This is a genomic window from Mesorhizobium sp. INR15, from assembly GCF_015500075.1.
GTDB lineage: Bacteria > Pseudomonadota > Alphaproteobacteria > Rhizobiales > Rhizobiaceae > Mesorhizobium.
Genome location: NZ_CP045496.1, coordinates 398,257 through 412,312 on the forward strand (window position 1 = coordinate 398,257; position 14,056 = coordinate 412,312).

Consider the following 14,056-nt stretch of genomic DNA (forward strand, 5'->3'; position numbering starts at 1 on the left):
CCCAGGGTCTCCGCGACGGAGCTTCGCCCCTGCTTCGCCCAGGGATAACGAAGTTGGGGCCTACTTGATCAAAATTGCCCTGAGATCATTGACATTCGTGCCGGTCGGTCCTGGGACGAAAAGATCACCGACGGCGTTGAACGCGGTCCAGGCATTGTTGCCCGCCAGCATCGCCTTGGCATCGACGTCCGCCGCCCGCATGCGCGACACGGTCGAGCCATCGGCAAAGGCGCCTGCATTGTTTTCAGAACCGTCTATGCCATCGGTGTCGGCGGCCAGTGCGTGGATGCCTTGAGCGCCGTTGATGCCGATGGCAAAGGCAAGCAGGAATTCCGAGTTGCGGCCACCTTTGCCCTTGGCGCGCAAGGTCACGGTGGTCTCGCCGCCCGAGAGGATCAGCACCGGCTTCTTGAACGGCCGGTTGCGCGTCGCCACCTCGCGCGCGATCGCGGCATGGACGCCACCAACCTCGCGCGCTTCGCCCTCGATGGCATCGGAAAGGATAACCGCCTCGATGCCTTGCCGCTTCGCTTCCTCCGCTGCCGCCTCCAGCGAGACGCCCGCCGAAGCGATCAGATGCACTTCATTTCGCGCAAAGCGCTGGTCGTCGGGGCTGGGCGCATCGGCAGCCCGTGACATGATATGCGCCATCACGGAAGCCGGCAATTTCATGCCATAGGCTGCGATCGAGGCAAGTGCCTCCGCGCGGCTGCCGGTATCCGGCACTGTCGGACCAGAGGCGACCAGCGCCGGATTGTCGCCCGGAATATCGGAGACGACCAGCGAGACAACCTTGGCCGGCCAGGCCGCGGCCGCCAGCCTGCCGCCCTTGATGGTGGAAAGATGCTTGCGGATGGTGTTCATCGCGGCGATCGGCGCACCGGAAGCAAGCAGCGCCTCGTTGACGGCGATCTCATCGGCCAGTGTCAAATTGCCGGCAGGTGACGGCAGCAGCGCGGAGCCGCCGCCCGAAATCAGCGCGACGACCAGATCGTCCGCTGTCAGTCCCTGGACCTTTGCCAGCAGCCGGCGCGAGGCTTCCAGCCCGGCGGCGTCGGGAACCGGATGTGCCGCCTCGATAATCTCGATGCGTTCGCATGTCGCGCCATAGCCGTAGCGGGTGACCACCAGCCCTTCGATAGGGCCATCCCAGACCCTTTCGAAGGCAGCGGCCATCTGAGCCGAGCCCTTGCCGGCGCCGATAACGATGGTGCGGCCTTTCGGTTTCGCCGGCAGATGGTCGCGGATGGTTCGTTCCGGATCGGCGGCGGCGACGGCGGCGTTGAAGATGGAGATCAGGAAGGACTTTGGATCGAGCACGGTCATTCTGTTTCCGGTGGCAAGGCAAGCTTCTGGCGGTCGATGCCGAGATGCGCGCAAACCGCATCGACGACCACGTTGTGGTCTTCGCGCTCCGGCAGGCCGGAAACCGCAATCACGCCAATGACGCCGGCGCCCTTGACCTTGATTGGAAATCCGCCACCGGCCAGCACATAGTCCGAGATGTCGAGCGCTTCACCGACCTTGAAGGTGCGGTCTGGCCGCTGCTGTTCCAGCACCATGCGGTAGCTGCTCTTCAGGAAACGCTTGACAACATTGACCTTGCGCCGCGCCCAGTCCGGGTTGGAGGCGTTGGAGCCTGGCATGGCTGCGTAGAAGAGCGGCCGGTCGAAAGTCCTGATGTCGACGATGACCGGCAGGTTCTCGGCCAGCGCCCGCTCGCGAATGGCCGAGCCAAGCTTGAAAGCCGTGGCTTCATCGAAGGCGGAAAAGACAAGCGCCTCTTCCTGTTTCTTGATCCGGGCAATGTCTTCGGCAACGGCCATGTCGTTCCCCTGTCAACGTCGCCGCACGCTTTGACCGATGGCTGCCGCGGGGTCAAGCAAGGAACACATCGGAATGGCTAAATCGCCATATCTGTCTTGGCTGGCCGACCTGCTACATAGACCTCGCGCACGGCGCGATCATCGCCCAGCGTCTGCAGCAGGAACAGTTCTTCCGCCAGTGTCCCGACGGTTTCCATCCTGAGCCGCATCGCCGGCGTGGCTCGGGCGTCGAGCACGACGATGTCGGCATCGGTGCCTTCGTCCAGCGTACCGACTTTCTCCGAGACGGACAGCGCCTCGGCATTGCCGCGCGTCATCTGCCAGAACGACTGGAACGGGTTCAGCTTCTCGCCATTCAGTGCGATGACCTTGTAGCCCTCGTCCATGGTGCGCAGCATGGAATAGTTGGTGCCGCCGCCGACATCGGTGGCGGCGGCGATCCGCAGCGGCTTTTCACGCTGGCGAAAGCGCTGATAGTCGAATAGGCCGGAGCCCAGGAAGAGGTTCGACGTTGGACAGAACACCGCCACCGAGCCCGAGGCCGACAGCGCGTCCGCTTCGCGTTCCGACAGATGGATGCAGTGGCCGAACAGGCTCTTCTTGCCCAGCAAGCCGTAGTGCTCATAGACGTCGGTGTAGTCGCGCGACCAGGGATAGAGACTTTGCGTGAAGGCGATCTCGGCGTGGTTTTCCGACAGATGCGTCTGCATGTGCAAGTCCGGATGCTCGCGGCACAGCGCGCCGGCCATCTCCATCTGTTCCGGTGACGAGGTGATGGCGAAGCGCGGCGTGATGGCATAGTGCTGCCGCCCCTTGCCGTGCCATTGGGCAATCAATGCCTTGGTGTCGTCATAGCCCGACTGCGGCGTGTCGAGCACGCCTTCTGGCGCATTGCGGTCCATCATCACCTTGCCGGCGATGTTGAGCATGTTGCGGTCGTGCGACTCGGCAAAGAAGGCCTCGGCCGATGCCTTGTGCACCGAGCAGTAGGCCGCGACCGTGGTGGTGCCGTGCCGGACCATCTCATCGAGAAACAGCCGCGCGATGCGGCGGCCATGCTGGGCGTTGGCGAACTTCGTCTCTTCCGGGAACGTGTAGGTGTTCAACCAGTCGAGCAGTTCGGCGCCGTAAGACGCGATGATCTGCATCTGCGGGAAATGCACATGCGCGTCGATGAAGCCAGGCAGCAGCAGATGCGGCCGGTGATCGACCTTCTCGGTTCCCGCGTCTGCCTGCTTCTCGACATCGGCATAGGTGCCTGACGCAACGATCCTGCCTTCGCGGATCAGCAGGCCGCCGTCTTCCTCGTAGCGCCACGCGGACGCGTCATCGATGGTGTCGGGCCAGCGCACGAAGGACAGCGTGCGGCCGCGCAGAAGCTTTGATGTCATGCTTATTTTCCAGCGCTTTCGTACCAGGCCACGAGCAGCGCCCGCTCCTTGTCCGATATCTGCGAGACGTTGGCGGGCGGCATGGCGTGGCTGGCGCCGGCCTGCAGGTAGATTTCGCGCGCGTGCTCGGCAATGCTGGCATCCGTGTCCAGCATGACGCCCTTCGGCGCGTGGTAGATGCCCTCGTAGACCGGCTCCGCCGCATGGCACATCGAGCAGCGGCCGAGCACCGTATCGCGCACCGCCGGGAAATGCGCCGAGGCGATATAGACCTCAGCCGCCGAAGACGCCTTGACCTCGCCGGTCAGCACTTTCGGCACTGTCGACAGCCAGATGATGATGATGAACAGGACGAGCGCGCCGAGCCAGGTCCAGTGCGGGTTGCCTTTGCGCGCGTGCACCGTGTTGAAATAGTGCCGGATCAGCACGCCGATAATGAACACCAGCGAGGCAATGACCCAGTTGAACTGCGTGCCGAACGCCAGCGGATAGTGGTTCGACAGCATCAGGAACAGCACGGGCAAGGTCAGGTAATTGTTGTGCAGCGAGCGCTGCTTGGCGATCTTGCCATATTTCGGATCGGGCTTGCGGCCTGCGATGAGGTCGGCAACGACGATCTTCTGGTTGGGGATGATGATCATGAAGACGTTGCACGACATGATCGTCGCGGTGATGGCGCCCAGATGCAGGAAGGCGGCACGGCCGGTGAACAGGTGGGTGAGACCCCAGGCGATGAACACCAGCACGCCGTAGAGCACCAGCATCAGGCCGGTGTCGCTTTTTCCCAGCGGCGAGCGGCAGAGCAGATCATAGACGATCCAGCCGACGCCGATCGTCGCCATCGACAGCAGGATGCCAACCGGCACCGACATCGGCAACACATTCGGATCGATCAGGAACAGGTCCGCGCCGGCATAGTAGACAACGCACAGCATGGCGAAACCCGACAGCCAGGTGGCATAGGATTCCCACTTGAACCAGGTCAGGTGCTCCGGCATCTCGGCCGGCGCCACCAGATATTTCTGGATGTGATAAAACCCGCCGCCATGCACCTGCCACTCCTCGCCGAAGGCGCCGACAGGCATGCCGGGGCGCTGGCGCAAGCCGAGATCGAGCGCGACGAAATAGAACGACGAGCCGATCCAGGCGATGCCGGTGATGACATGCAGCCACCGCACGGCGAAACTCAGCCATTCCCAGAAAATCGCGAAATCCATCATTGAAGTCGTCCCTGCCAGTTGGGTGACTTTACGGTGTGGAGCGCAAACGGAAAGAGGCGAGGCGTGCGATGACTTTCAAAAAAAAATGGAAAATACTAGGGTAGTATCACGCAGCTGCATGAAAGCGACGGAACCGCATGGCCTATCTCGACAACATCGCCGTCTTCGTCCGCGTCGTCGAGCTCGGCAATCTGTCGGCGGCGGGCCGCGACATGCGCATCTCGCCGGCGGTTGCCTCCAACCGCATCAAGGAACTTGAGAAACACCTCGGCGTCAGGCTGTTCAACCGCACCACGCGCCAGTTGATGCCAACCGAGCACGGCACCGTGTTTTATGCCGGCGCCAAGCAGGTGCTGGAGTCGATCACCGAGGCGGAAGCCGCCGTCTCGGCGCTTTCCGGCCAGCCGCGCGGCACCATCAAGGTTACGGCGCCGCTGGGCCTCGGCCGCCGGCTGCTGGCATCGGGCATTCCCGATTTTCACGACAAATACCCTGATATCGAGGTTCGGCTGCGCCTCTCCGACCACAATGTCGATATCATGAAGGAAGGCATCGACGTCGCCTTCCGGCTGGGCATCATCGAGGATTCCAGCCTGCGCATGCGCGGCATCATGGAATGCGAGCGTGTGCTGGTGGCGGCGCCGAAATACCTGGAGGCACGTGGCGAGCCGGTCGAGCCGCAGGAACTGATCGGGAAGAAGCACGACTGCCTGATGCTGCGCTATTCCGGGGCGCGCGAATATGTCTGGACGCTGCAGACACCAGCCGGCCCGCAGAAATTCGAGGTGCACGGCCCGTACGACACCGACGACGGCGATGTACTGACCGGCTGGGCATTGTCCGGGCGCGGCATCATCAACAAGCCGCGTTTCGAGGTCGAGCCGTTCATCCGCGACCGGCGGCTTAAGGTGATTTTAAGCAACACGCCGCCGACGCCCGTGCAATTCGCCGCCGTCTATCCGCACAAGAAGCTGCAGGATCCGAAGGTGCGGCTGCTGCTCGACTTCATGGCCGAGCGCTGTCAGCGGCTGATCAACGATCTTCTGGCCGGCAAATAACCACTGGCCGGCAGGTGGTGGTCCGGTGGCCCAGACTGGCTGGTTGATTTTTCATGCCCGGCGGCAAACATTGTTCCCGATGAAACTCCCTGCGTGCAAGTCCCCTTGATGGCCAGCGGCAAGACGATGCATCTCGCCGTTTCACTGCTTTCGGCAGCCGCCGAGGCACAGCCTGGCTCCGGTCTTGATTTCGCCGGTTTGGCGCGGCTCGTGCAAAAGGCGGAAACGGCCGGACTGGATATGGTGCTCGTTGCCGATTCCGCGCCGGCAGCAGGCGGCGACGGGCCCAACGGACAGATGCCCTTCGAAGCGACAACGTTGCTGGCGGCGCTGGCAACGGTCACAAGCAGGATCGGCCTCGTTGCCGCGGCGTCCACAATCGCCCACCAGCCCTACAATCTGGCGCGCCGCTTCGCTTCGCTCGACATCATCAGCCATGGCCGCATTGGCTGGCATGCGGCCATGGCTCCAAATTCCCGCGAAGCCGCCAACTTCAGCCGGCCGGAAGGGTTTTCGCCAGAAAATTTCCGCCGCCGCGCCGAAGAGTATATCGGCATCGTTCAAGGCCTTTGGCGGGGCTGGGACGCCGACGCCCTGCTGTTCGACCAAGCTGGCGGCCGCTTCCACGACCCGGAAAAGATGCGCGTCCTCGACCACAAGGGTGCTTATTTCTCCGTGCGAGGGCCGCTGAACGTGGCACGCTCGCCACAGGACGCGCCAGTGCTGGTCCTGTCCGGCTTGCCGGAACCCGACCTGGACATCGCCGTCCGTATGGCCGACGTCATTTTGGTGGATGAGGCCTCCGTGGAACGAGCAAAGGCGCGCTTTTCGGATCTGAAGCGCCGCATCGCGGCTTGCGGGCGCGATGCTCACTCTGCGAGGGTGCTGATGACGATAGCACTCGACGGCACCACCCCTCCAACAGCATCCGCCGACAGCCTGGAGGAGTTGTTCCGATCGAAAAGCTGCGACGGCTTCAACATTTTGATACCGCCGCAAGCCGGCGCGGTCGACAATTTCTCGGATCGCGTCCTGCCGGAACTCAGGCGGCGCGGCCTCTTCCGGCTGGACTATGAGGGCACAACCTTGCGTTCGCATCTCGGGCTTGCCGGTGGAGGCCACCAGTGAGCCGCCGTCAGATGAAGCTCGGCGCCTTCCTGTGGGCGACAGGCCACCATATCGCGGCCTGGCGGCACCCGCACGCACATGTGACGGCCGGCATCGACATCAACCATTACATCCAGCTGGCGCGGACGGCGGAAGCGGCGAAATTCGACCTGCTGTTCTGTGAGGACGCCGCCGGATTGCGTGAGGCCAATGTCGGCATCGCCAGCCAGACTTCGCGTTCGATCGGCTTCGAGCCGATCAGCCTGCTTTCGGCGCTTGCCGTGCAGACCAGCCGCATCGGTCTCGTCTCCACGGCCTCGACGAGTTACAACGAGCCTTACGGCCTGGCGCGGACTTTCCTGTCGCTCGATCATCTGAGCGGCGGCCGCGCCGGCTGGAATCTGGTCACCTCGGCCAGCCATATCGAAGCCGCCAATTTCGGCGCAACGGGCCTGCGTCCCCATGCGGACCGCTACGAGCGGGCCCGTGAGTTCGCCGAGGTGGTTACAGGACTTTGGCGCGATACGCCGGGCCAGGCTTCCGGATCAGGCCACGACGGCCAGAGCTTTTCGGTGCGCGATCCGCTCGACCTGCCGCCGTCGCCCCAGGGCGCACCTGTCATGGTGCAGGCCGGCGCTTCCGATGTCGGACGCGACCTTGCCGCCCGAACCGCCGACGTGGTGTTCACGGCGGCCCAGACCTTCGAGGAAGCGAAGGCCTTTTATGACGATCTCAAGGGCCGTCTGGCTGCCTATGGACGTGAGCCGGACGACATCAAGATCATGCCGGGCGTGGCGCCGGTGGTCGCGGCAACCGAAGCGGAGGCCCAGGCGAAATATGAGGAATTGCAGGAACTGATCCCCGACGATGTCGGCGTTGCGCTATTGTCCAGCTATCTCAGCATCTCCGATCTCGGGCGCTATCCAATCGATGGGCCGTTGCCGGAGCTGCCGGAAAGCGAAGGCATGAAAAGCCGGCAAGCGCTGGTCATCGAGCAGTCGCGCCGCGACAACCTCTCCATTCGCCAGCTGGCACGGCATTTCGCCGGCGCGCGCGGCCATTGGCGCATTGTCGGAACGCCGGTCCAGATCGCCGATGAGTTGCAGGCGCGGTTCGAGGGCGGAGCAGCTGACGGCTTCAACGTCATGCCGTCCTATTTCCCCGGCGAGCTCGATGCCTTTGCCGCGCTCGTCGTGCCGGAACTGCAGCGGCGCGGCCTTTTCCGCACCGACTATGAAGGCCACACCTTGCGCGAGCACCTCGGCTTGAAGCGGCCAGCCTGGACCTGAGCGGCGCTTAAGAGCCTCACTCCATCATCCGCGCGGTGCCCGACACCCTGATCGAGCTGCCCGGTTGCGTCGGAATGTCAGCATGCAAGCGCGAGCGCATGCCCATGTCTTCACCCTGAACGATGTCGATGGCGCTGCCATGCGGCCAACCGATGTCCCGGAGATAACCTGCCAATGCCGCGGTCGACGCGCCGGTCGCGGGGTCTTCATAGACGCCGCCCGACGCAAAGGGGTTGCGCGCGTGGAACAGCCTTGGCGTTTCGGCATAGGCGAGCACCACCGTAACCAGTCCCTCGCGACGCATGAAAACCTGGCCGTCTTTCTGATCGTAGCTCATAGCAGCCAGCGCCTTGCGGGAATTCAGGGCCAGGACCAGATGGTCGGCACCAGCATGGATCAGCGCCGGCGGAATCTTGGGATCGAGATCTCTGGCCGCATAGCCAAACAGCGCCAGCGCTTCTGCTATCAACTCCGGCGAGGCTGGCTTGCTGCGGGTTGGCGGTGACTGCAACGCGGCAGCGACATTCTCGCCATCGCGAAACCCTTCGACCGTTATGCTGGCCTGGTTGAGGGTCAGCACGAAGGTGCCGTCGCCAAATTGCCGGACGAGCGCTGCCCCGAGCGCGATCGTCGCATGGCCACAGAAGGGAACTTCGGACTCCGGCGAGAAATAGCGGACCCGCCAACCATCGCCAAGCGGCGCGGCAAAAGCGGTTTCCGAGAAACCAACCTCCGCCGCTATACTCTGCATTTCGGCTGCATCGGGGAGAATTTCACCTATCAGGACCCCGGCCGGATTGCCGCCAACGTCGCCATCCGAAAAGGCTGCAATTTTCAATACGGCCATATGTCTCCACCTTGTGCATCAGGCGGATGCAGAAAACATCTTCTTGAGCCATTTGGGAAACGAAGAAACCGACAGCCGGTTGAATATTGGTCATGCGCGCAAGTGCGCGTCAGCCAGCCATCGCCCGGTTGCGCGGAGCCTCGGCAGGGTCCGTTAGTGGCGCAGCGTGCAAAACCAGCGCGGTCATGATCTCGGCGGCGGCGAGCGCGGCGATAACCGTCGGGCGCTTGTCCTTGACGGCATCGCCACCGATCGGCGAGACGAGGCGGGCGAACTCAGCCTCGCTGCCTTCCGCCGATTTCAGGAACCAGTTCTTGAACGTCGCCTTCTTGGTCTTTGATCCGATCATGCCGACATAGGCGCTGTCGCCGCGCTTCAGCGCCTCGGCGACAATCAGGAAATCGAGCGCATGATCATGGGTCAGGATGGCGAAAGCGGTGCCTGCCGGCGCGTCGCGCACCTGTGCTTCCGGCATCGGCGTAAGCCGCGTCTCAACCGTTTCCGGCATGCCTTCCAGCGCCTCGGCCCGTGTCTCGATGACGACGGCGTGGACAGGCAACAGTGCCATGGCGGCCGCCAGGGCCTGACCGACATGGCCACCACCGAAAAGATAGACATGCGGCAGATGCGCTTCTTCCGCTTCAGCCGCCAGAACCATTTCAGCCTCCAGCGCCGCGTCGACAAGCCGGATCAGCACTTCAACACGCCCGCCGCAGCATTGGCCGATCTCCGGCCCGAGCGGCACATCGAGCGTTGCGCAGACTTCGTCGACTTCGATCCGGGAGCTCGATTGAAGGCGATTGGCCAATCCCGACCGGGTGGACGGCGACACCATCTGGCGCGCCTTGTCGATGGCCATGTATTCGAGCTGGCCGCCGCCGATCGTGCCGAAGATCGCCTCCCGCGAGACGAGCATGAAGGCACCCTTCTCACGCGGCGTCGAGCCCTTCGTGCCGGCGACTTCGACCAGCGCGACGCGGCCGGCCGCGCCGAGAAAAGCTTTCAGGCTCTGCACTTTTGAGTTCATCGTCTGCATTCCCTGTTGGGAAATATAGGCTTTTTCGGCGCGATATGCACGTTTTGCCCGTTCAGGCGCCGGCTTTCATCTCGTTCTTCAGCCGCTCGATGGCCATCAGCACCCGCTCTGGCGTTGCGGGAGCATCGAGACGCGGACAGATCTTGTGGTCAGCGACGCTGGCCACCGCGTCGGACAGCGCATGCAGCACCGACATGCCATGCGGCAAGGGCGGCTCGCCGACAGCCTTGGAGCGATGGATCGTCGGCTCGTAGGCCTGCGACCAGTCGGTCAGCTTGACGTTGAAGATCTTCGGCCGATCGGATGCCAGCGGGATCTTGTAGGTCGACGGGGCATGTGTGCGCAGCCGGCCCTTGCCGTCCCACCACAGTTCTTCCGTCGTCAGCCAGCCCATGCCTTGGATGAAGCCGCCCTCGATCTGGCCGATATCGATCGCCCGGTTCAGCGAGCGTCCCGCGTCGTGGAGGATATCGGCACGCTCGACGACATATTCCCCGGTCAGCGTGTCGACGGAGACTTCAGAGCAGGCCGCGCCATAAGCGTAGTAATAGAAGGCATGTCCCTGGCCCTTGCTGCGGTCCCAGTGGATTTTCGGCGTCTTGTAGAAACCGGCGGCCGAGAGCTGAACGCGCGCGATATAGGCCTGCTTGACCAGATCGTTGAAGGCGACCTCCTGGTTGCCGACACGCACCCGGTTGGGCAGGAAAACCACCTGGTCGACCGGTACCTGATATCTCTCGGCGGCGAAGTCGGTCAGCCGCTTGCGGATCTGGTGGGCCGCGTTCTGCGCCGCCATGCCGTTGAGATCGGCTCCGGAAGATGCCGCCGTCGGCGAGGTGTTGGGCACTTTGGCGGTGGTGGTAGCGGTGATCTTCACCCGGTCGAGGTCGATCTGGAATTCCTCCGCCACGATCTGCGCCACCTTGAGGTGCAGGCCCTGCCCCATTTCCGTGCCGCCATGGTTCATGTGCACTGAGCCGTCGGCATAGACATGCACCAGCGCACCGGCCTGGTTGGACTCGGTCTTGGTGAAGGAAATGCCGAACTTGACCGGCGTCAGCGCCAGGCCGCGCTTGATGAAGCGGCTGTTGGCGTTGAATGCCTGTATTTCGCGCCGGCGCCGCGCATAGTTGGCGCTTTCCTCCAGTTCCGCGACAATGCGGTGGATGATATTGTCCTCGACCTTCTGGTGATAGGGCGTGACGTTGCGCGTGCCGATCGCGTCCATCGGGTCATAGAAGTTCAACTTGCGGATTTCGAGCGGATCCTTGCCGACCGCGAAGGCTACTTCATCGATGATGCGCTCGGCGCCAACCATGCCTTGCGGGCCGCCAAAGCCGCGGAAAGCCGTGTTGGACACGGTGTTGGTGTAGAGCGGCGCCGACCTGGCCAGGACGTTCGGATAGAAATAGGCGTTGTCGCAGTGGAATAGGGCGCGGTCGCCGACCGGGCCGGAGAGGTCGGCGGAAAAGCCGCAGCGCAGGGCGAACATGAAGTCGACGCCGAGAATGTTGCCTTCGTCATCGAAACCAACTTCGTAGTCGATGGCGAAATCGTGACGCTTGCCGGTGGCGGTCATGTCCTCGTCGCGGTCGAGCCTGATCTTGACCGCACGCTTGTGCTTCTTGGCCGCGATCGCGGCGATTGCCGCACTTTGATTGGCTTGCGTTTCCTTGCCGCCGAAGCCCCCGCCCATGCGGCGAACCTCAACCGTTACCGCGTGGCTGGGAACACCGAGCGCATGCGCAACCAGATGCTGCGTCTCGCTCGGACCCTGTGTCGAGCAATAGACGATCACTTCGTCGTCCTCACCGGGGATCGCGAGCGAGATCTGGCCTTCGAGATAGAAATGGTCCTGGCCGCCGAGCCACATGCGCCCCTTTACGCGGCGCGGCGCGCTTTGGATGGCGGCAGCAGCGTCGCCGCGCCTGAGCGTCAGTGGCGTCGTCACCTGCTTGTCCTTGAGCGGGTCGAGGTTCCAGATATCGATTACCGCCGGAAGCTCGTCATATTCGATCTTTGCCAGCCGTGCGGCGCGGCGCGCGTGCTCGCGCGTCTCGGCGATGACCGCGAAGATCGGCTGGCCGTAAAACTGCACTTTGCCTTCGGCAAGAACGGGATCGTCATGCATATTGCTTGGCGAAACGTCGTTCTCGCCAGGCACGTCGGCATAAGTCAGGACATCAACCACGCCGGGTGCCGCACGCACCGCCGACAGGTCGACGCTTTTCAGCGTGCCATGTGCAACAGTCGACAGGCCAAGCCCGACATGCAGCGTACCGGCAGGCTCCGGCATGTCGTCGATGTAGACCGCTGTGCCGCTGACATGCTTGTGCGCGGAATCGTGGCGCTGGTCGGTCGCGACACCGCCCGAGATTTTCTCGGCCTTGAGGTTGGGGCTGGCGTGCTTGTTCATCATGCCGCCTCGTGACGGGTAACCTGAACCGGCGCGCCTGTGCCGCTGGTCTCGGCGAAGAACCGCAACAGAAGATTGCGCGCCGCCAGGGCGCGATATTCGGCCGAGGCCCGCATATCGGTCAGCGGGGTGAAATCCCTCACATATTCAGCCATCGCGGCCTCCACCGTCTGTTCGGTCCACGGTTTGCCAAGCAGCGCGCCCTCGACAGCGGACGCCCGCTTCGGCGTTGCCGCCATGCCGCCATAAGCGATGCGCACGTCAGAGACAGTGCCGTCCCTGGCCAGCGTCAGGAAGAAGGCGCCAAGGGCAGCCGTGATGTCCTCGTCGCGGCGCTTGGTGATCTTGTGCACGGCGAACTTCGTCGTCGCTGCCGGGATCGGCACATGCACGGCCTCGACGAATTCGCCAGGCTGCCGGTCCTGCTTGCCATAGGCAATGAAGAACTTCTCGAGCAAGATCGTCCGCCGCTTCTCGCCCTTGCGCAGGGTCAGCGTGGCACCGAGCGCGATCAGCGGCGGCGGCGTGTCGCCGATGGGCGAGCCGTTGGCGATGTTGCCGCCGATCGTACCCATGTTGCGCACCTGCTCGCCGCCGATGCGGTCAACCAGCGCCCCCAGGGCCGGAATACGGCTGGAGAGCTTCGAGAACGCCTCGGTGTAGGTGACGCCGGCGCCAATGGTGATGACGCCCTTGTCCTCTGAAATGCCGCACAGCCCATCGAGAGCGCCGATGAACACCACCGGTGAAATGTCGCGCATATGCTTGGTCACCCACAGCCCGACATCGGTCGAGCCGGCGACGACGGTGGCACCCGGCTCCTTGTCGAGCACAGCAGCGAAATCGTCGGCATCGGCCGGCACGATCAGCCGCTTCTTGCCGGCGCCGATCTCGACGCGCGCGCCATCATGCATTGCTTTCAGCCTGGCGGTGATCGTCTTGCGTTCGATCGCCAGCGGATCCTTGGCCACCTTGCCATAGCTGGAGATGGCCCTGGCGGCGCGCATGATTGCTTCATAGCCGGTGCAGCGGCAGAGATTGCCTTGCAGCGCCTTTTCTATTGCCGCATCCGAGGGGTCGGGGGACTTCATCCAGAGACCATAGAGCGACATGATGAAGCCCGGCGTGCAGAAGCCGCATTGTGAGCCATGGAAGTCAACCATCGCCTGCTGCACCGGGTGCAGATGGCCGGGCGCGCCGTGCAGGTGCTCCACGGTCACGACATGCGTGCCATCCAGCGAACCGAGGAAACGGATGCAGGCGTTGACGCTTTCATAGACAAGACCGCCAGCCGCGAGCTTTCCAACCAGCACGGTGCAGGCGCCGCAATCGCCTTCGGCGCAGCCTTCCTTGGTGCCGCGCAGCGAGCGGTTGAGCCGCAGCCAGTCGAGCAGGGTCTCGTCAGGCGCGACCGAGGACAACACGACGTCCTGACCATTCAGAATGAAACGGATTTCGTTGCGGATATTGACTTTGGCCACGGCTCAACTCCCCCGATACGTCGAATAGCCGTAAGGCGAGACGAGCAGCGGCACATGATAATGCACGGCCTCCGCCATGCCGAAGCGGATCGGCACGCTGTCGAGGAAGGCCGGCTCGGGCAGCACCGTTCCCTGGCGGCGCAGGTAGTCGCCGGCGGCGAAAACCAATTCATATTCGCCGGTACGGAAGTCCGCGCCAGCCAGCAACGGCGCATCGCAGCGGCCATCGGCATTGGTAACGACAGTCTTCAGATGGGTCCGAGCCGTGCCATCGTGACGATAGAACGCGATCGACATCCCCGCGGCCGGCTTGCCGCTGGCGGTGTCCAGGACGTGTGTTGTCAAACGACCGCCATCGGCTTTCGACGTTTCTGCCATTGGCCGC

At 63.4% G+C, this 14,056-nt stretch carries 12 protein-coding genes; 3 read left to right on the forward strand and 9 right to left on the reverse strand.

The genetic code is table 11. From position 1 onward, the window contains the following. Window positions 1–60: 60 nt before the first annotated feature. The 4 genes from GA829_RS01820 to GA829_RS01835 all read right to left on the reverse strand — a co-directional run bounded on the left by GA829_RS01820 (window position 61) and on the right by GA829_RS01835 (window position 4,437). Entirely contained in the window at window positions 61–1,326 is a 1,266-nt protein-coding gene (locus GA829_RS01820; RefSeq protein ID WP_195176890.1) for a glycerate kinase type-2 family protein, read from the reverse strand. Next, window positions 1,323–1,826, reverse strand: coding sequence for a heme-degrading domain-containing protein (locus tag GA829_RS01825; protein ID WP_195176891.1), 504 nt, complete (start codon window positions 1,824–1,826; stop codon window positions 1,323–1,325). The genes GA829_RS01820 and GA829_RS01825 overlap by 4 nt, the downstream gene beginning before the upstream one ends. A gap of 77 nt (window positions 1,827–1,903) precedes the next feature. Beyond that, entirely contained in the window at window positions 1,904–3,217 is a 1,314-nt protein-coding gene (gene guaD, locus GA829_RS01830) for a guanine deaminase (RefSeq protein WP_195176892.1), read from the reverse strand. Window positions 3,218–3,219: 2 nt separating this feature from the next. Then, complete coding sequence (locus GA829_RS01835; protein ID WP_195176893.1) at window positions 3,220–4,437, reverse strand: urate hydroxylase PuuD; 1,218 nt, start codon at window positions 4,435–4,437, stop codon at window positions 3,220–3,222. Between the two features lie 137 nt (window positions 4,438–4,574). Between GA829_RS01835 and GA829_RS01840 the strand changes: the two genes are divergently transcribed. From GA829_RS01840 to GA829_RS01850, 3 genes are all read left to right on the forward strand, one after another. Next, complete coding sequence (locus tag GA829_RS01840) at window positions 4,575–5,495, forward strand: LysR family transcriptional regulator (RefSeq protein ID WP_195176894.1); 921 nt, start codon at window positions 4,575–4,577, stop codon at window positions 5,493–5,495. 126 nt (window positions 5,496–5,621) lie between these two features. Continuing rightward, the gene (locus tag GA829_RS01845; protein ID WP_195179483.1) at window positions 5,622–6,623 is read left to right on the forward strand and encodes an LLM class flavin-dependent oxidoreductase; all 1,002 of its coding nucleotides are present in this window, start codon (window positions 5,622–5,624) and stop codon (window positions 6,621–6,623) included. A gap of 11 nt (window positions 6,624–6,634) precedes the next feature. Continuing rightward, complete coding sequence (locus GA829_RS01850; protein WP_195179484.1) at window positions 6,635–7,891, forward strand: LLM class flavin-dependent oxidoreductase; 1,257 nt, start codon at window positions 6,635–6,637, stop codon at window positions 7,889–7,891. A gap of 16 nt (window positions 7,892–7,907) precedes the next feature. On the opposite strand, the gene GA829_RS01855 is transcribed toward GA829_RS01850, so the two are convergent. The 5 genes from GA829_RS01855 to uraH all read right to left on the reverse strand — a co-directional run bounded on the left by GA829_RS01855 (window position 7,908) and on the right by uraH (window position 14,049). Further along, a complete protein-coding gene (locus GA829_RS01855; protein ID WP_195176895.1) occupies window positions 7,908–8,738 on the reverse strand; it encodes a PhzF family phenazine biosynthesis protein in 831 nt (276 codons plus the stop codon). A gap of 109 nt (window positions 8,739–8,847) precedes the next feature. After that, the gene (xdhC, locus tag GA829_RS01860) at window positions 8,848–9,765 is read right to left on the reverse strand and encodes a xanthine dehydrogenase accessory protein XdhC (RefSeq protein ID WP_195176896.1); all 918 of its coding nucleotides are present in this window, start codon (window positions 9,763–9,765) and stop codon (window positions 8,848–8,850) included. A 61-nt stretch (window positions 9,766–9,826) separates the two neighbouring features. Beyond that, window positions 9,827–12,190, reverse strand: coding sequence for a xanthine dehydrogenase molybdopterin binding subunit (gene xdhB, locus GA829_RS01865; RefSeq protein WP_195179485.1), 2,364 nt, complete (start codon window positions 12,188–12,190; stop codon window positions 9,827–9,829). Further along, on the reverse strand, window positions 12,190–13,671 hold the full coding sequence (xdhA, locus tag GA829_RS01870) for a xanthine dehydrogenase small subunit (RefSeq protein WP_195176897.1): 1,482 nt from the start codon (window positions 13,669–13,671) through the stop codon (window positions 12,190–12,192). The genes xdhB and xdhA overlap by 1 nt, the downstream gene beginning before the upstream one ends. Before the next feature lie 3 nt (window positions 13,672–13,674). Then, window positions 13,675–14,049 (reverse strand): hydroxyisourate hydrolase, encoded by a 375-nt coding sequence (gene uraH / locus GA829_RS01875; protein WP_195176898.1) that lies wholly within the window; start codon window positions 14,047–14,049, stop codon window positions 13,675–13,677. Window positions 14,050–14,056 lie beyond the last annotated feature (7 nt).

Coding starts and splice junctions, on each gene's coding strand:
- GA829_RS01835 (WP_195176893.1), bottom strand. CDS start 4,437: ATGATGGATTTCGCGATTTTCTGGGAATGGCTGAGTTTCGCCGTGCGG.
- xdhB (WP_195179485.1), bottom strand. CDS start 12,190: ATGAACAAGCACGCCAGCCCCAACCTCAAGGCCGAGAAAATCTCGGGC.
- GA829_RS01855 (WP_195176895.1), bottom strand. CDS start 8,738: ATGGCCGTATTGAAAATTGCAGCCTTTTCGGATGGCGACGTTGGCGGC.
- GA829_RS01820 (WP_195176890.1), bottom strand. CDS start 1,326: ATGACCGTGCTCGATCCAAAGTCCTTCCTGATCTCCATCTTCAACGCC.
- GA829_RS01845 (WP_195179483.1), top strand. CDS start 5,622: ATGCATCTCGCCGTTTCACTGCTTTCGGCAGCCGCCGAGGCACAGCCT.
- xdhC (WP_195176896.1), bottom strand. CDS start 9,765: ATGAACTCAAAAGTGCAGAGCCTGAAAGCTTTTCTCGGCGCGGCCGGC.
- uraH (WP_195176898.1), bottom strand. CDS start 14,049: ATGGCAGAAACGTCGAAAGCCGATGGCGGTCGTTTGACAACACACGTC.
- guaD (WP_195176892.1), bottom strand. CDS start 3,217: ATGACATCAAAGCTTCTGCGCGGCCGCACGCTGTCCTTCGTGCGCTGG.
- GA829_RS01840 (WP_195176894.1), top strand. CDS start 4,575: ATGGCCTATCTCGACAACATCGCCGTCTTCGTCCGCGTCGTCGAGCTC.
- GA829_RS01825 (WP_195176891.1), bottom strand. CDS start 1,826: ATGGCCGTTGCCGAAGACATTGCCCGGATCAAGAAACAGGAAGAGGCG.
- GA829_RS01850 (WP_195179484.1), top strand. CDS start 6,635: ATGAAGCTCGGCGCCTTCCTGTGGGCGACAGGCCACCATATCGCGGCC.